Source organism: Seminibacterium arietis (genome assembly GCF_042675725.1).
Classification (GTDB): Bacteria; Pseudomonadota; Gammaproteobacteria; order Enterobacterales; family Pasteurellaceae; genus Seminibacterium; species Seminibacterium arietis.
Genome location: NZ_JBHTJN010000028.1, coordinates 73,899 through 92,735 on the forward strand (window position 1 = coordinate 73,899; position 18,837 = coordinate 92,735).

The following is an 18,837-nucleotide window of genomic DNA, read 5'->3' on the forward strand; positions in this document are numbered from 1 at the left end:
AACTGAAACCTGTATTTAGTTAAATTGAAACAGCGTTTTATTTTTTATTGCAAACTCATTTTACAAACAATATAATTTACTTAAATGGTGCAAAATATAAACAGTTTTTACGGCATATGCAGATTCTGGAGTAACTGATGAAAAAAATAGCAATTATTGGTGAGTGTATGATTGAACTTAGTGGTGAGCCTTTCGGAGAGATGGTTCAATCTTATGGGGGAGATACGCTTAATACAGCAACTTATCTGTCTCGTACATCATCAACTGAACAAATTGAAGTAAATTACGTCACATTGTTGGGAAAAGATAAGTTAAGTGAAGGGCTAATTGAGCGTTTTAAGGAAGACAATATCAATACTGAGCTGATTCTACAAGATGAAAATCGTCAACCAGGTATTTATATGGTCAAATTAGATCAATTTGGAGAGCGAAGTTTTTTATATTGGCGTAATCTTTCCTCTGCTCGTTATTTATTGCAACATCAAGATTATCATAAGGTGATAGAAAAATTAGCTACGATGGATATGATTTATATTAGTGGTATTTCTATTGCAATTTTACCACAACAAGATCGTTTCAGATTTATCAACGATTTAAAACTTCTTTCTAACAAAGGTGTTGAGATCGCCTTTGATAGTAATTATCGCCCTAGTCTTTGGGAGTCTGTTGAAGAAACTCGTCAAGTTTATACCGCACTTTTTCCATTGATTGATTTAGCTCTTGTTACTTTTGATGATGAGCAAGCTCTTTGGCAAGATGAAGATAGTCAAGCTAGCGTGAGACGTTTAAAATCTTTTGGGATTAAAACAGTAGTAGTAAAACGAGGAAAAGTTGGAGCATTTTTTAGTGATGCCAAAAATCGTGAATGTACTGTAAATACGGCACCAGTTTCTAAAGTAGTGGACACTACATCTGCTGGTGATTCTTTTAATGCAGGATTTTTAAATGGTTATTTAAAAAATAAATCTCTCGAAGTTTGTTGTCAGCAAGGTAATCAACTTGCAGGTGTAGTAATTCAATATAAAGGTGCAATTATTGAAAAAGCAGCAACAGAACACTTTATTAATAGTTTTAAATAAAGGATATTTTTGATTGGTGTGATAGAATAACTGTTATTTCTCCACATTTTGGTTTAAAATTCCACGATTTTTTATTTTATCAATCTTTTCATAAAGTAAGGGGCTGAACATGAAGATTGTCGAAGTTAAACACCCATTAGTAAAGCATAAATTAGGTTTGATGCGAGCTGCGGACATTAGTACAAAAGATTTTCGCGATCTTGCCACAGAAGTAGGGAGTTTATTGACTTATGAAGCGACAGCAGATTTAGAAACAGAAAAAGTTTCTATTGACGGTTGGTGTGGTTCAGTAGAAATTGAGCGGATTAAGGGTAAAAAAGTAACTGTCGTGCCGATATTGAGAGCTGGTTTAGGTATGATGGACGGGGTGTTGGAACATATCCCAAGTGCAAGAATTAGTGTAGTGGGAATGTATCGAAACGAAGAAACTTTCGAGCCTGTTCCTTATTTCCAAAAACTTGCTAGCGATTTAGATGAGCGGTTGGCCATTGTAGTTGATCCTATGTTAGCAACAGGTGGCTCAATGATCGCGACTATTGACTTGTTGAAACAGAAGGGTTGTCAACAAATTAAAGTATTAGTGTTGGTTGCTGCTCCTGAAGGAATTTCAGCTTTAGAGAAAGCTCATCCAGATATAGAGTTATATACAGCGTCTATAGATAAGCATTTGAATGAAAATGGTTATATTATTCCTGGCTTAGGAGATGCAGGCGATAAGATTTTTGGAACAAAATAGTCCAAAATAAAACGGTGTATGCCGTTTATCATGTGGTTTTGATTAAAAAAACCGTATTTTCAAGTTAATTCAGACAGTGAGATGAAACTTAAATGACAAATTTAAATAATACTACTACATCTATTGATGTACAAAATAAAACCAAACAGGCTTTTGTTGGTCTGCAAATGTTATTCGTGGCGTTTGGTGCATTAGTTCTAGTGCCATTAATTACAGGATTAGATTCTAATACGGCTTTACTATCTGCTGGTGTAGGTACACTTCTATTTCAATTGTGTACACGCAAACAAGTTCCTATTTTTCTTGCTTCCTCTTTTGCTTTTATTGCTCCCATTCAATATGGTGTTGCAACTTGGGGAGTTGCAGTCACAATGGGCGGTTTAGCCTGTACGGGATTAGTGTATTTTGCGTTGAGCATTTTAGTTAAATTTAAAGGTGCGGAATCATTACAGAAAATTTTCCCTCCTGTCGTAGTAGGACCCGTTATTATCATTATTGGTATGGGACTCGCTCCTGTTGCGGTAGATATGGCATTGGGTAAAGGAAGTAGCTATAGTTACGATGATGCAGTTTTAGTGTCTATGGTGACATTATTGACAACATTAAGTGTAGCTGTTTTTTCTAAAGGAATTATGCGGTTAGTGCCAATTATGTTTGGTATTTCTGTAGGATATATTCTTTGTTTGTATTTAGGATTAATCAATTTTCAACCAGTTCTAGACGCACCTTGGTTTAGTTTGCCTAAACTGACTACTCCTGAGTTTAAGTTAGAAGCTATTTTGTATCTATTACCTATTGCGATTGCTCCAGCGGTTGAACATGTAGGTGGTATTATGGCAATTAGTTCAGTAACAAGTAAGGATTTTTTAAAAAAACCTGGGTTGCACCGCACTTTGCTAGGCGATGGAATTGCAACTTCAGCAGCCTCATTACTTGGGGGGCCACCTAATACAACGTATGCAGAAGTGACTGGTGCGGTTATGCTAACTCGTAATTTTAATCCTAATATCATGACTTGGGCTGCAGTTTGGGCGACTGCTATTTCATTCTGTGGCAAAGTAGGGGCTTTTTTATCTACTATTCCAACGATTGTGATGGGTGGAATTATGATGTTAGTTTTTGGGTCTATAGCAGTTGTGGGTATGAGTACATTAATACGTGGAAAAGTAGATGTTACAGAAGCTAGGAATTTGTGTATTATTTCTGTAGTAATGACATTTGGTATTGGTGGTATGTTTGTTAATGTAGGTGAAATATCTTTAAAAGGGATTAGCCTATGTGCAATTGTTGCTATTATTTTAAATTTAATTTTACCAAAAGCAAAAAATTATATTGATTAAATTATGAGTGAAATAAAAAATAGGGATAGGGTTTATTTATCCCTATTTTTTTTGTATATTCTAATAGGATAGTGTATTTTAGGAAGAAATTTTTTGTTAAATTCTCAGTTGCCGTTACCGATTGATCAAATTGATGATGAAACTTTAGATAATTTTTATACAGCTAATAATTTATTGTTGCTCAATTCGTTGCATAAAAATTTTGAGACTTTGTTACAGCCATTTTTTTATGTTTGGGGGGATAAAAGTAGCGGTAAGACTCATCTTTTAAAAGGTTGTTCAAATTATTTTCTAATAAATGACCGCACTTCAATTTATGTTCCTCTGAGCAAGTCAGAATATTTTTCTCCAGAAGTCTTGGAGAACTTGGAATTACAGGAATTAGTTTGTTTAGATGATTTGCAGGCAGTAATTGGCAATTTAGAATGGGAAATTGCAATATTTGATTTAATTAATCGCATTAGAGAAGTGAAAAAATGTTTGTTGCTGATTAGTGCTGATAGGTCTCCAATAGCACTGCCTGCTAAGCTGCCAGATCTCGCTTCAAGATTAGCATGGGGAGAAAGTTACAGATTAAACCCGCTCGATGACTTACAGAAAATAGAAGTCTTACAGCATAATGCTCATTTAAGGGGTATTGAATTACCTGATGAAACTGCTAATTTTTTATTGAAGCGAGTCGATCGAGATATGCAAAGCCTTTATCTTCTTCTTACTAAATTAGATAAAGCCTCACTACAAGCTCAGAGAAAACTGACGATTCCTTTTGTGAAAGAGATTTTGATGTTGTAAGCGTATTGATGGGAAAATAGAAGATAAAAGAAGCGGGCATTCGGCATAAAGCTGAATGCCCGCTCTCAGATATTATTCAGAGAAAGGCTCTCGCAAAATCATCGTTTCTATACGATCTGGTCCCGTTGAAAGAACATCAATAGGTACCCCTGTAATTTCTTCGATACGCTTAATATAATTACGAGTGTTTTGTGGTAGTTTATTAATATCGGTTATGCCAAAAGTATTTTCTTTCCAACCTGGTAAAGTTTCGTAAATCGGCTCAACACCTTCCCAATCCTTTGCTGATAGTGGTGCGTATTCGGCAACTTCGCCATTTGGCATTTTATAACCAATGCAAATTTTAATTTCATCAAGACCATCTAAAACATCAAGTTTAGTCATACAAAAGCCTGAGATAGAATTAACTTGAATTGCTCGTCGAATTGCTACTGCATCAAACCAACCACAACGGCGAGGGCGTCCTGTTACCGCTCCAAACTCATTGCCTTTGCGAGCAATTTCCACTCCTACATCATCAAATAATTCTGTAGTGAATGGTCCTCCACCAACACGAGTACAGTAGGCTTTGATTATGCCAAGTACATAATTAATGTGGAGTGGTCCAAACCCTGAACCTGTTGAAACGCCACCAGCAGTAGTATTTGAACTTGTTACATAAGGATATGTACCTTGGTCAATATCAAGCATTGTACCTTGAGCACCTTCAAATAGAATATTATCACCATTTTTACGTGCTGTGTCTAAAATAGTCGTTACATCGGCAACCATGCCTGTGATAATGTCAGCGACTGCCATTACTTGGTCTAAAGTTTTTTGATAATCTACGGGATCTGTTTTGTAGTAATGAACCAATTGGAAATTATAATAATCCATAACTGATTTTAGTTTTTCCGCAAATAGGGTAGGGTTAAATAAATCACTAACACGTAAACCTCGGCGAGCAACTTTGTCTTCGTAAGCTGGTCCAATACCACGCCCAGTTGTTCCAATAGCTTTTTTTGCTAATGCAACTTCACGAGCTTTATCCATTGCTATATGATAAGGTAGAATCAAAGGGCAGGCTTCTGAAATTAATAAACGTTCACGTACTTCAATACCACGATTCTCTAATTCCCCCATTTCTTGCATCAATGCTTCTGGTGACAAAACCACACCATTACCAATTAGGCATGTCACGTTTTCACGTAAAATACCAGAGGGAATCAACCGAAGCACAGTTTTCTCACCATTGATAATTAATGTATGGCCTGCATTATGACCACCTTGGTAACGTACTACATATTTGACACGATCAGTCAATAAATCAACGATTTTACCTTTACCTTCGTCACCCCATTGGGCACCTAGTACAACAACACTTTTTCCCATAAATCCTGCCTTATAATTTTATTTTAGTAAATAAGAATAACAGTTAACTTTAGTATTCTATCACACTGTATTCAATGTAAATGACAAAATTTTTTATTTCATAATAAATTTAAGAGAGAATAAAGTAGAATCCCGATGATAAATCGGGATTTTTTATGAGATCTTAGAAAATTTTAATTTGAGCTTGCTTACGTAATACGCTTACCCAATCTTTTGAAGCGTGTTGTAGCTGTTGATTAACTATTTGCTCATAAGCCTTTTGTAAATAAGCTTCCTTAGTTCTATCGGCTTTTCTAGTATCTGTAACCTCTAAAATATGCCAACCAAATTCTGTTTTAAATGGTAAACTGACTGCTCCTTTTTTGCTAGTTCTCACGACGTTAGCAAAGTTTGGTGCATAAATATCAGGAAATGCAAAGCCTAAATCACCACCATTTGCTCCAGATAAGTAATCTTTTGAATGCTGTAACGCAGCATCAGAAAAAGAAATTTTCCCTGAAATAATATCCGTACGGATTTTATTTAATTTTGATTTTGCTTGAAGATCATTAAGTAAAGGACTTAGTTTTAACAAAATATGGCGAACTCTGTATTCTGTTGCGGTAACTTTTTGTTGATTTCCTTGCTCTTTTGAGCGTAAAAAGAGTTGTTGCCCCAGTTCCTGTACTTCTTCACGTGTTACAGCAACGCTTTTACCAATAGCCTGATTGCGAACCTCAGCTATTAACATTTGATCGGCAATCTGTCTGCGATAAAGTTGGTAATTGATACCTTGATGATCTAGTACGTCTAACAATTGTCCAAATGTTAACCCGTTTTGAGCCGCTATATTCTCAATCACTTGATCTACTTTCGCTGGACTAATTTTGATGCCTGATTGTTGGATTGCTTGATGTACTAAAATATCATCTATAATATGATTTAGCGAGATTGTACGATTTTTTTCTGTATCTGCTTTTTTGCCCAAGACTTGCCTTACTTGGCTCTCAAGGATTGGAATACCATTTACTGTTGCTACTACTTTTTCAACTGCTTGTGCATTTGTACATAGGCTCAATAGACCAATTAATATAAATAAAAGACTTTTAAAACTAAATACTCTCATATAAATTCCATTCTTAAATTAAAAGTTACGACAGAGTTAGAGTGTTGATTTCAAAAAAGGTTCATCAACTTATTTAGTAAGTAATGCTACTTCATAACAATGATCAAATTTCATTGTTCTAACCTGTATTTTTTCATTACGAGCGGTTGGTACATTTTTACCAACATAATCTGCTCGAATAGGTAATTCGCGGTGTCCTCGATCTACGAAAATCACTAATTCCACCTTTGCAGCCCGTCCAAAATCAATTAATGCATCTAAGGCCGCTCTAATAGTTCGTCCTGTAAACAAAACATCATCGACTAAAATAACGATTTTATCTTGGATACTTAGATAGTTTGATGCTCCGCTATAGATAGGAGATTGAGTATGAGATTCTATATTTTCTCGATCATCTCGATAGAAAGTTATATCAAGATCAATTGAAGGTAATTCAATGCCAGTTAAGTCAATGATTTTCTGCTTAATTAATTCTGCAATTTCTGCGCCACGTCGCTTTACTCCTACAATAACAATTTCATCTAAGCTATGATGCTTTTCAATAATTTCATGTGCGATACGTGAAATTGTTCTCATAAAGCGATTTTCATCAATAATGATTTTCTCTGTCATTTCGTTTCCTCAAAGAAATCCACAAAATTTTTATTCTTATTACTATATCAAACTTTTAAAAAAATTTCGAAAAAAAAGACCGCACTGTGTAAAAAATGCGGTTATTTTTTAACTACTTTCAAGCATTTTTTAAGGTGTTGCTTATCTTGTTTATGTATACTTCAATTCTACCACATTGCGGATTTTTGACAGGTCTGAAAAAATTAATATTACTTTAGCGAGTCGTTTAATTCGTCATATTGATGGATTCGTAGCATAACATCCACAATATAAAAGTCGTAGTGGATTTTTAGCGAAAGTGGAAACAGATCGTATCTTTTATTAACTTAAACTCTCTCCGCTTGAATGGCTTCTCATTCAAGCGGAAGAGAAAATTTTTTCAAAATAAATCTAACTCTAACAAAAAATACAGCGTATCTACCTAATTTTAGGCTCTATGTTGATACTATTCTATATATGGAATTTAAAACGGTTGTTTACATATATCTATAAAATGAAAATAAAAAACATCTTTTAAATCAATTATTTATTAAAAATATTTAAATTTGCAAAAATGTGAGGAATTTTATACATTCTTTCAAACTGAATAACAGCTTCTATTGACCTTATGAGATACCATCAAACCTTCATTTTAAGCTTCATTTCTTCAGCGTTAGCAACCACCGCTTTCGCTAATACGCTTGATGCTCAATTAAGCGGTATAGATGCTGCTCAACAACAACGCCAGCAACAGCATCAACAGGCACAAGCCGAACAATTACAAAACCAGCCCGATATTCGTCTCGATACCTCTTCCTCTGAATCACTTTTACTCTCCCATACTGAATCACCCTGCTATCCTATTCACCAAATCATACTAACTGATTACGGTTCTTCTACCTCACAAAGCCAATTCCAATGGGCTTTCGATAAGGCGGCTAAATCGCTCCGTTTGACGTTGCCACACTGTTTTGGCGGCGAGGGCTTGGGCATTTTGATGAAGCAAGTGCAAAACGAAATTATCGGCAAAGGGTATGTGACGACTCGAGTCGTGGTGGAAGAGCAGGATTTACGGAGTGGAAAATTAGTTTTAACCGTCATTCCAGGTAAAGTGCGTAATACGATTGTAGTGGATAACGGCAATGTGCCTCGTTTTACGCCGTTGCACGCTCTTACTGCACTAACTTTTGATTCGGGTGATTTACTCAACGTCCGAGATATTGAACAATCGCTTGAAAACTTAAAGCGAGTGCCGACAGCAGAGGCAAATATTGAAATTCTGCCAAGCGAAAGTAGTAAAGCCGAGGTGGGCGAGAGCGATTTAAAAATCACCTACAGCCAAGCTTTTCCGTTTCGTCTAAACTTAGGACTTGATGATGCGGGTTCTACCTCAACAGGGAAATGGCAAGCCAGCGGCACACTCTCCATCGATAATATTTTCTCCGCAAATGACCTTTTCTATACTTCTTTTACTCACTCTATTAAACAAAAAGGCGATGATAAAGGTCGCCGAGCCAGCAAAAATTTCACCCTCTACTATTCCGTGCCATTCGGCTACTGGAACTTAGCTTTTTCCCATAATAAAAGTCGTTACCACCAAGAAGTCTTTGGGGCATTTGATAATAGCTATATCTACTCTGGAGAAAGTGATACGGACAAACTCACGTTATCCTATCTACTTTATCGTGATGCGAAACGCAAAACTTCACTTTCAGGCTCGCTTTGGTCCCGCCAATCTCAAAACTACATTGACCGGGCGGAAATTGAAGTGCAAAAACGCCGAATGGCCGGTTGGGAAGCTGGATTTAATCATAAAGAATATTTCCCGACAGCCACGCTGGAACTTTCGGCAAATTTCAAACGGGGAACGGCGGCTCGTGGTGCGTTATCTGCACCGGAAGAGCTATTTGGCGAAGGCACTTCTCGCCCTAAAATCATCACGGCAAGTATGAGTTTAACGAAGCCTTTTCAATGGGGAACACAATCGTGGCAATGGCAAACTAGTGTGAATGCTCAATGGAATAAAACGCCACTGATTGCCCAAGACCGTTTTTCCATTGGTGGGCGTTATACCGTGCGAGGTTTTGACGGCGAACTTTCCCTTTCAGGCGAACGTGGCTGGAACTGGCGAAATGAATTGGTGTGGAAATTTGTCCCTAATCACGCATTTTATTGGGCGGTGGATGGCGGACGGGTATCCGGCTGGGCAACCGAAAATCAGCTTGGGCATCATTTGATGGGCACTGTAGTTGGCTTGCGAGGCGGTGCAAAAGGCTTCTCTTACGATATTTTCTTAGGCAGACCAATGCGTAAACCGGAAGGATTTAGAACCTCAAATGGTGTCGCTGGGTTCAATATTGGCTACAGTTTTTAATTAATTTTTCGGGTAAGCCAATTTTGGCAAATTTAAGGATTAAAGTATGAACAAACAATGTTTTCGCGTGATTTTCAGTAAAACTTTACAACGTTTAGTCGTTGTCTCTGAATTAGCAAAATCTGAAGGTAAAGCAAGTGAGTCTTCATCAAGCGGTCAGATTTTGCAAAAAATCTGCAAAATGCGACCGCTTGTCTTTAGTCTATTCTGTGCTTTGGGTTTTGTTGCCTTTTCTGATAATGTACTTGCGGAAACCTTAATTATTCAAGCGGATAAAACTGCCCCGAAGAATCAGCAGCCCATCATACTCCAAACAGCGAATGGATTACCGCAAGTCAATATCCAAACCCCTAACGATAAAGGTCTTTCTCATAACAAATACAGCCAATTTGATATTGCTGAGAAAGGGACTATTCTCAATAACAGCCGTACGAATACGCAAACCCAACAAGCCGGTATGGTACAAGGCAACTCTTATCTTGCCCGTGGCGAAGCGAAAGTCATTTTAAACGAAGTCAATTCCAACAAGCCTTCGGTGATGAGAGGTTATGTGGAGGTTGCTGGAGGTAAAGCCGATGTGATTATTGCCAACCCAAACGGATTGCATTGTGAAGGTTGTGGGATTATTAATTCCGGTAGAGCGACTTTTACAACAGGTAAGCCTGAAATCAAAAACGGTCAGGTGGATAACTTCAAAGTTGAAGCGGGTAAGGTAAAAGTCAGTGGTAAAGGCTTAGACAACAGTCGTGTGGATTATACCGAAATCCTCGCCCGAGAGGCTGAGGTTAATGCAGGCATTTGGTCGAAAAAAGAGACTAAAGTTATTACTGGTAAAAACACTGTCAAGCGATCAGAAACGGACAAAAATTTGCAAATTATTTACACAAATCAACCACTTGCAGGAGAAGCCAAACCTCAAGTGGCAATCGATGTAGGTGAGTTGGGCGGTATGTACTCCAGAAAAATTCACCTGATTGGCACGGAGAATGGCGTTGGTGTACGTAATGCGGGGCATATTGGTGCGAGTGCCGACACCCTGCAAATTGATAGCCAAGGGCGAATTGTCAATACTGGTACACTTAATGCAGCTAAACCAGTGACTTTAACTGCAAGTAACGGGATTGAAAACAAAGGCAAGATTGAAAATAAACAAGGCGATATCAAACTGAACAGTACCGCTGATATTAAGCAAGATGGCTCGATTGTTGCTCGTCATGGTAATATCCATAAAACAGCATCCTCTCAAATTACCCAGAATGGAGAATCTGTCGCTAAAGGTAGCATTACCTATCAAGCACCTAAAGTGAGAGCTTCAACCCAATCACTCATTGCAGCTGGTGTAGAACTCAAAGATACTGCACAAGGTGAAGTGCGTTCTCTTGAACCCCATTCTGCTCAAGGAAAAGATATTACGGTTTCGGCCACGACAAAAGCAGCCTTACAGGGAAAAAATATTGCTTCAGGTAAGATCAATGTTCAAGGTTCAGAAATCGATCTTGATAATAGCCAAGCTTACGCTTACTCTGTGAATGTGTCCGCTCATCAAGGTCACATTCAAGCGAATAATGCAACGTTGATTGCAGATAAAACCCTATCATTAAGTACACCAACCGAACTCCAAACGCAACAAAGCTACCTTAAAGCAGAAAAAATCACTTCTCATCAAGGTTCGCTCAATACACAAAATGCAGTTTGGGAACAGACGGGCACGGATGAGCTGAAACTCTCAGTCAATGCTCAACTTAAAAACCAAGGTGGTACCTTTAAAACACAAGGTGATTTAACTATTCATTCCCTGGGAATGGATAATCGACAAGGTCGATTATTGGCAAATGGTAAATTATTTGTTAATGCAGGAACAAGTCAAATTGATACGACAAATGGCGTAATGCTATCTAATCATAGTCTTTCGATTAACTCTGGTGAGGTCATTAATGATGAAGGTTTAATTCAATCTAATCAAAATGTTGCTATTAATACTCAGGGACAAAACCTATCTAATAAGCAGACGTTAACAGACACTCAAGATAAAGGGATTGTAGCACTTGGTAAGCTGAATATTCAGTCTGCAAATATTACCAACCAACAAGGGCGTATTGTCAGTGTAGGGAATCAAACTCTTAATGTTACAAATATCGATAATCAACAAGGCTTGATTTACTCTCAAGAAAATTTGGCTTTAAATGCTAAAAACCTCACTAATGATCAAGGGGACATTCGTTCTGCTAAGCAGGCAGATATGACATTATCAGGTAATTTCAATCAGCAAAATGGTACTCTCCAAGCAGAGAGATTAAACTTAACTGCAAACTCACTGAGTTCAACCAATCAAAGTTTAATTTTTGCTGATAATCTGGATATTACAACATCAGCAGAATTAAGTAATAAAGATAGCCGAATTATTTCGAAGTTTGATGGCAATATTAAAGCAGGAAGTACGTTAGATAATACGAGTGGAACTATTGGTAGCCAGCAAAGCTCTTTAAAGATTGATACTAATAATCATAGTCTAGAAAATGAAAAAGGAAGTATTGTTGCTGCTAAAAATATTATTATTAACAGCGGAGTTATTGAAAATAGTCAGGGCTTAATCTCAGCAAATAACATTACGCTCAATAGCAATAGTCAATCAATTAACAATCAAGATACACTATTGGAAAATCAGAGTGATAGAGGAATTATCGCTCAGAATGCATTGACGATAAATACAGGCTCTCTGAATAACAATAATGGCAATATTCTTTCACGAAAAAATAGTACAGTAAATACTACGTCACTCGTTAATAATCAGGGTGAAATGCGTACACAATCACAGCTTAATTTAAATACCAATACACTCTTACAGAATACAGGTTTAATTACTGCGAATATTGTCAATTTAGTTGCTGATTCCATTAAATCAAACAAACAGAGTGAAATCAGTGGTAATCAAGTGAATGTGACTGCACAAACCCTTAACAATCAAGGGAGTAAATTGATTGCACAACACTCAGCACACGTTGATGTAAAACAGGGGATTCAGAACCAAAATGGTGTACTTGCTAGCCTCGGGGAAAGACTGACTATTAATAGCCACCAATCTGATCTTAATAATGTAAAAGGTCTTATTTCAGCACAAAATGGTACGCTGAACTTAGATGCTAATACTCTTAATAATCAACAGGGGGCTATTCGTGCAAAAACAGCAGGGGTTACAACATTACAAACCTTAGATAATCGCAATACGCTTTCAGATAAGCATCAAGGTATTGTAGTAACAGATTTAACCTTGAATGCTAAACAACTTGATAACCAAGACGGGCGAGTTGCAGTATTGAATCATGCTATACTTCAAGTCTCTGATATCCAAAATCAGTCAGGTGAAATTCTAGTGGTTAATGATGGTTTGTTGAAGGCAAATAAAATCAATAACCAAGCAGGTCAAATTGTTTCCATATCTGCTAACTTAACTATTACTACACAAACAGCACTAAATAATCGACAAGGAATAATTAGCGCAGAGAACCAGCTTACATTGACGAGCAAGGGTTTAGTAAACCAACAAGGTAATATTACTTCATCAAATCAATTGGTACTCAATACTGATCACGAACAGATTGATAATCAGCATGGTCTAATTTTCTCTAAAAACCAGGCTAGTATTCGTTCAGGTGAAATGAATAATCAGAACGGTCTTATTCGTGCAGATAATTCACTCTTAATTGATGCTAACCAAAATATGATTGATAACCAGAATACTCAAGATGTGGCAAAAGGGATTATTGGATTGGGTAGTGTGATTTTACAAGGCGTAACAACTCTGCTTAATCAACAAGGTAAGCTCTATGGTGGAAGCGAGCTTAACATTACTGCTGTAGAGAGTTCACAAAATCAGCAAGGCATTATTCAAAGTAATGGTAATTTAGCCTTATCAACCAAAGTACTTGATAACCAAGAAGGTAAACTCTCTTCTTCTAGTGCAAATATTAATGTACAGACAATCAATAACCGTGCGACATCTCATAATGGTTCACTCATTTATGCAGATAAATTAACACTTAATACAGAGCAACTTGATAACCAAGGCACAAAAGCAAAAGGTAATACTCCGACACAAGGTATTCAAGGGAAAGAAATTTCTTTAAAAGCCTCATTATTCAATAACCAACAGGGGGGCGTTTATAGTTCGAATAATGTTTCTATAACTTCAAATAATCGTTTGGATAATCAGGAAGGGGAATTATTAGCTGTTAATACAGTAAATGTATTAAATAGAGGTAATTTAACAGTAAATAATGATAAAGGGCTAATTCAAGGTAATAAAACCGTTAATTTAAATGCAAAAAGCTTGGAATCTGAAGGAAACGTTAGAACTAAAGGTGACTTAAATATTACTTTAAAAGATAGCTTTATTTTAAATAATGCTTTTGAAGCCGGTAATCTCACTCTTAAAACAGATGGGAATTTCACTAATAATACTGAGCAGACAATTGCGAATAAAATGACAATTTCAGCAAATAACATTGTGAATAACGCCAATTCAGAACTTTCATCAAATGAGACAACGCTTAATTCAAACACTTTAACGAACCGTGATTTAATTGATGGGGTAAAAACCTTAATCAATAGTATTGCTGTAACCAATATCGGTACAGGAAAAATCTATGGCGATCATGTGGCATTTAATTCCTCTACGGTCGAAAATTTATCTGAAACGGTAGATGGGGAAACTAAAGCTGGTACGATTGCTGCAAGAGAAAGATTAGATTTTGGTGTTAAAAAACTAATTAACCGTGATCACTCTTTGATTCTTAGCTTAGATAAACTTTTAATTGGTGGTCAATTGGATGAAAACCATCACGCAACTGGTAAAGCAGATTTTTTAGATAATGGGAGTGCAACTATTGAGGCTCTTGGAGATGGTAAAATCAATACGGCTAATTTATTAAATCATGATCTGTATTTAAAAACGGGTATTAAAACTGAGAAGGCCTATTTTAAAGAATATACACCTGAAACAAGTAGTGATATTTACTTTGGAAGAGGTGGAGAAAATGCTCAAGGATGGCTAGATTGGAACAATAATAATCGCCGTGATCGTAATGCTTATTTTCGATTTGATAATGGTATTTCAGTTGGTTCGCCAACTTGGTTCCAAAAATTTTACACTCGGACAACCAATACAACGACACTAGAATACCAAGATCCTGCAAAAATTTTGATAGGGGGCAATTTATCATTTTCAGGAAGTAAATTAACAAATCATGTTTCACAACTATTAATTGGGGAAAAATTACTTTTAGGAGATCGGGTTTTTGACAGAAATCTTGACAATTCCAATTTAATAACCTCAGATACTCTTTTTGAAAATATTGATTTACGCGGAGAAATTCATAAATTTGATGCGGGGGAGAGTTCCACCCTAATTTCTAAGAGAAAACGTAGAGGAGCAAGAAGGGTTTGGGCACACTATACAGAAAACATTAACCGAAACTTTAATAGAACTTTACCTATTGAAACATTTGGGTTTAATTTAGTTTTAAATACTATAGGTAGCCCAATTACATCCAATGCAAGTGTTGATGAAAAAACAAAAGTAAAAGATATTCAGCTAGATACCATATCGGTCGTGTCGAATAATGTAGGTAAACCGAATGCGATTTCTATTAGTAAGATCCCATTAGACTCTTCTATTGGTACCAATACAGAAATTACGCTTACTCCGACTATTGATAACCATAATATTATCAGTTCAGGACAAGTCATAGCTAAATTACAAACAACTATTGATAAATTTGGCACTGAGGATATCTCTAATATGACTATGCCGATGGTAAAAACTCATCTTCCAGATGTTCGTTTACCACAAGCAAGCCTTTATAAAATCAATCCAGATTCACCAAACGGTTATCTGGTCGAAACCGATCCTAAATTTACAGACCGCAAACAATGGCTTAGTTCAGACTATATGTTTGAACAGCTCCGTCACAACCACGATAACGTACATAAACGTTTGGGCGATGGTTTCTATGAACAGCGTTTAATTAATGAACAAATTAACCAACTGACGGGTAGACGTTTTATTGCAGGTTACAACGATGATTTAGAGCAATACAAAGCGTTAATGAACAGTGGCGTAAAATATGCCAAAGCGTTTAATTTATCTGTGGGGGTCGGTTTAACGGCGAAACAGATGTCCGAACTGACAACAGATATGGTGTGGTTGGTCAATAAAGAAATCACACTGGCTGATGGACGAAAAGTAACAGCCCTTGTGCCACAAGTGTATCTGGTTGCTCGTAATAGTGACATTACTTCCCGAGGTGCAGTGATTTCAGCCAATCAAATTATCGGTAATGTTGATAATCTCCAAAATAGTGGCGTGATTGCAGGACGGGATTTAACCCAAATTCACTCAAATCAACTGGAAAATCGAGGCACGATTTTGGGCGATACGGTGGATTTATCGGCTAAACAAAACCTCATCAACTTAGGCGGTAAGATTGAAGCGGTGAAAGATTTATCCCTTTATGCAGGCAAAAATCTCGAAATCAGTTCTACCCTCTCATCAAGTCAAAGTGCTGACGGCAATTTTGCCCGCACGGTGTTAGACCAACTCGCTTCGGTAAAAATCACCGGTGAAGGTGGACGTTTAACTTTACATAGTGACGATAACCTCACGATAAAAGCCGCTAATATTGAAAGCCAAGGAAGCTTAAAAGCGACAGCAGATAAGGCGTTGAGTATTACTACGCTGAACGTGAGCAACAAAGAACACTACAACGGCAATGCGGATAACTACTATCGTTTAGACCAACAAGGTGAAATTGGTTCAACCCTGAGAGGCAAAGACGGTGTTCGCCTAGTCGGAATGGAAAATGCTACGCTTCGCCAAGCCACGGTGAGCAGCGAAAACGGTGAAACCTTTATCGGCTCAAAAGGCGACGTGCATATTGAATCAGGCGAGCAATCCGAACAATTAGCCAGCAGTTCGAAAGGCAGTAGCAAAGGCTGGTTTAGTAAAACCACTGAAACCCGCCGTCACTACCACGATACCACGGAAAATATCGGCAGTGAGATAGACGGCAATCATGTTCCGCTCTACTCGGAAACTGGCAAAGTCGATATTCACGGCTCTGCGGTGGTTGCCGATAAACAGCTAGTGATTGATAGTAAAGAAGGGGTAAATATTACCTCTGCCACCAATACGCATTATGCGGAAGATGAACACATTAAAACGAAAAGCGGTTTAATGGAGACAGGTGGAATTGGTTTTAGTGTGGGCAAGAAGAAAGAGCAGATTGAACAAGACCACACCCAACAAAGTGCGGCTCGTAGCCAAGTGGGGAGCTTATCGGGTGATACAATAATCCGCACAGACGGACATTACCAACAAACCGGCAGCGTCGTGACCTCCCGAGACGGTGATGTAGATATTACCGCCAAATCAGCCAACATTACGGCAGCACGTTCAGATTATGAGAGTAACTACAAACACACAATGGAGCAGAAAGGATTAACGATAGCCTTAACTGGTGCAGTTGTTTCAGCGATACAAGCGGTTGATTCTACGCTGAAATCTGTAAAAACGGTTGGTGATAGCAAAAACAACCGTATTAATGCAATGGCGGCAGCAAATACAGGGTTTGAGGCAATGCGAGCGGCAGATCAAATAATGAAAATCGATGAAGCCCTATCTAACGGCTCTGCTACAGGAGGAGCGGTTGGAATAAGCATTACTTACGGACAGCAAAAATCGGTACAAACGCAACACAGCGAAGGCAATACGGCAGAAAAAAGTCAAGTGAACGCAGGAGGTAAAGTGAATATTCAGGCAACGGGAGCGGGCAGAGATTCACATATTACCATTGCCGGTTCGGATGTTGCCGGTTTAAGCGGCACACACGTAAAAGCGGAGGGCAAAGTGAATATCGAAGCGGCAGATGAAAACCATCTTGAACGCAGTAAAAACAAATCGAGCGGCTTTAATGTAGGCGTTGCGATTCAATTCGGTAATGGAGTATCGGCAGGGATAACCGCCGGCGGAAACGTGGCAAAAGGCTATGGTAATGGCGAAAGTCAGGCTTGGGTAGCAAGCCAAGTGGGTGATAAAAACAGTAAAACTACGATAGAAAGCGGAAGTGATACTAATATTATCGGCTCACAAGTGCGAGGTAAACAGGTTGAACTTACGGCAGAAAATCTGAATATCCAAAGTTTGCAAGATACAGCGAAATATGAAGGTAAACAGGAAAGTATGCAAGGGCAAGTAACCGTAGGCTATGGTTTTTCAGCGAGCGGTAGTTACAATAAATCGAAAGCTAACTCAAATTATGCGGGAGTAAAAACGCAAGCAGGGATTTTTGCAGGAGATGAGGGGTATGATGTAGATATTCGTAACCATACCGATTTAAATGGTGGAACAATCACCTCCACAGAACAAGCGGAACAAGACGGAAAAAATCAATTCGCAACAAATACATTGACTTATCAGGATATCCATGATCATTCGGATTATTCAGCAAAAGGCTTCGGCTTGAATGGAGGATTTAGCGTAAGCGGAGGGGAAGCTCCGGAAGAAATAGCTGGGGTAAAACTGCAAGAAATCGGAAACAACCATCAAGACGGCTCATCGAAAGTAGAGATGGGCGGTGTTGCCGGAGCGGCTTCTCAAGGTAACTGGGGTATTGCAAAACTGGCAACATCATTCTTAGGTCAAGTAAGTGATAAAGGCAGTGAAAGTGGTATCACAACGGCTTCAATTAACACGAAAAATATCACTATTCGAGACGAACAAACTCAGCAACAATTGACGGGCAAAACAGCAGAAGAAGCTGCAAAAGAAATTAATAAAACCAATCTTCATCAGGAGGTAAATAAAGTGGATATTGAAAAAATAAAATCTGACGTCGAGCGAGATTTAAAAACAGCGACAGATTTTGTGAAAAATCTTCACGAGCGAGGAGATGAAATTTATTATCGAATGGAAAAAAATGAGGATTCCGTATTTTCTATTCAAAAGAAAATAGAAGATTGTAATCATATCAGTTGTTTAGATTTTAAAGCTGATAATTCACAAGAACTTAAACGCATTATTTATGGAGATAAAATATTAACCGATGAGCAAGCTCAACTTTTAAGTAAAGTTGCAACAGCGGGAATGCTGAATCTGAAACGAGAAGACAAAGTATCCAGTGCAATTTTATACGATAAGGATTTGGCTTCAATTGATGAAACGGCTGTAATTTTAAATCGAGGCAGTGCAGGTGTTGTTAATGAATTTATTTTTACAGGCTTTGAACGCTTCAGAGCGTGGGCAAATATGCCGGGTATCTTTGGTGCATCAAATGCGACAAGAGAACAAGCTCAAATCAATAAAAAATTAGATGAATATAATGCTCACCAAATTGCTCAAGGTAAAACGCCGATAAATGCAAATAATGTGGCACATAGTTTAGGCGTTTCGGGCA

The 18,837-nt window shown here is 37.8% G+C and carries 9 protein-coding genes; 6 read left to right on the forward strand and 3 right to left on the reverse strand.

Annotation, left to right across the window (positions count from 1 at the left end):
- Nucleotides 1–137 precede the first annotated feature (137 nt).
- The 4 genes from ACFQ02_RS09255 (at nucleotide 138) to hda (ending at nucleotide 3,947) form a co-directional block, all read left to right on the forward strand.
- Entirely contained in the window at nucleotides 138–1,079 is a 942-nt protein-coding gene (locus ACFQ02_RS09255) for a sugar kinase (RefSeq protein ID WP_380822168.1), read from the forward strand.
- 109 nt (nucleotides 1,080–1,188) lie between these two features.
- Nucleotides 1,189–1,815 carry a uracil phosphoribosyltransferase gene (upp, locus tag ACFQ02_RS09260; RefSeq protein WP_380822171.1) on the forward strand — a complete coding sequence of 209 codons (627 nt, stop codon included), beginning with the start codon at nucleotides 1,189–1,191 and terminating at the stop codon, nucleotides 1,813–1,815.
- Nucleotides 1,816–1,907: 92 nt separating this feature from the next.
- The gene (locus ACFQ02_RS09265; RefSeq protein ID WP_380822173.1) at nucleotides 1,908–3,155 is read left to right on the forward strand and encodes a nucleobase:cation symporter-2 family protein; all 1,248 of its coding nucleotides are present in this window, start codon (nucleotides 1,908–1,910) and stop codon (nucleotides 3,153–3,155) included.
- Between the two features lie 93 nt (nucleotides 3,156–3,248).
- Nucleotides 3,249–3,947 carry a DnaA regulatory inactivator Hda gene (gene hda, locus ACFQ02_RS09270; RefSeq protein ID WP_380822175.1) on the forward strand — a complete coding sequence of 233 codons (699 nt, stop codon included), beginning with the start codon at nucleotides 3,249–3,251 and terminating at the stop codon, nucleotides 3,945–3,947.
- Between the two features lie 72 nt (nucleotides 3,948–4,019).
- Here the strand turns inward: hda and ACFQ02_RS09275 are convergent, their stop codons facing one another.
- The 3 genes from ACFQ02_RS09275 to pyrR all read right to left on the reverse strand — a co-directional run bounded on the left by ACFQ02_RS09275 (nucleotide 4,020) and on the right by pyrR (nucleotide 7,035).
- Nucleotides 4,020–5,318, reverse strand: coding sequence for an adenylosuccinate synthase (locus ACFQ02_RS09275; RefSeq protein WP_380822178.1), 1,299 nt, complete (start codon nucleotides 5,316–5,318; stop codon nucleotides 4,020–4,022).
- 163 nt (nucleotides 5,319–5,481) lie between these two features.
- Nucleotides 5,482–6,423 carry a peptidylprolyl isomerase gene (locus tag ACFQ02_RS09280; RefSeq protein WP_380822181.1) on the reverse strand — a complete coding sequence of 314 codons (942 nt, stop codon included), beginning with the start codon at nucleotides 6,421–6,423 and terminating at the stop codon, nucleotides 5,482–5,484.
- 69 nt (nucleotides 6,424–6,492) lie between these two features.
- A complete protein-coding gene (gene pyrR / locus ACFQ02_RS09285; RefSeq protein ID WP_380822183.1) occupies nucleotides 6,493–7,035 on the reverse strand; it encodes a bifunctional pyr operon transcriptional regulator/uracil phosphoribosyltransferase PyrR in 543 nt (180 codons plus the stop codon).
- A gap of 607 nt (nucleotides 7,036–7,642) precedes the next feature.
- Here pyrR and ACFQ02_RS09290 point away from each other — a divergent pair.
- Together ACFQ02_RS09290 and ACFQ02_RS09295 are read left to right on the forward strand one after the other, a co-directional pair.
- Complete coding sequence (locus ACFQ02_RS09290; protein WP_380822186.1) at nucleotides 7,643–9,388, forward strand: ShlB/FhaC/HecB family hemolysin secretion/activation protein; 1,746 nt, start codon at nucleotides 7,643–7,645, stop codon at nucleotides 9,386–9,388.
- A 46-nt stretch (nucleotides 9,389–9,434) separates the two neighbouring features.
- On the forward strand, nucleotides 9,435–18,837 hold a 9,403-nt coding region (locus tag ACFQ02_RS09295), incomplete at its 3' end, for a two-partner secretion domain-containing protein (protein ID WP_380822189.1).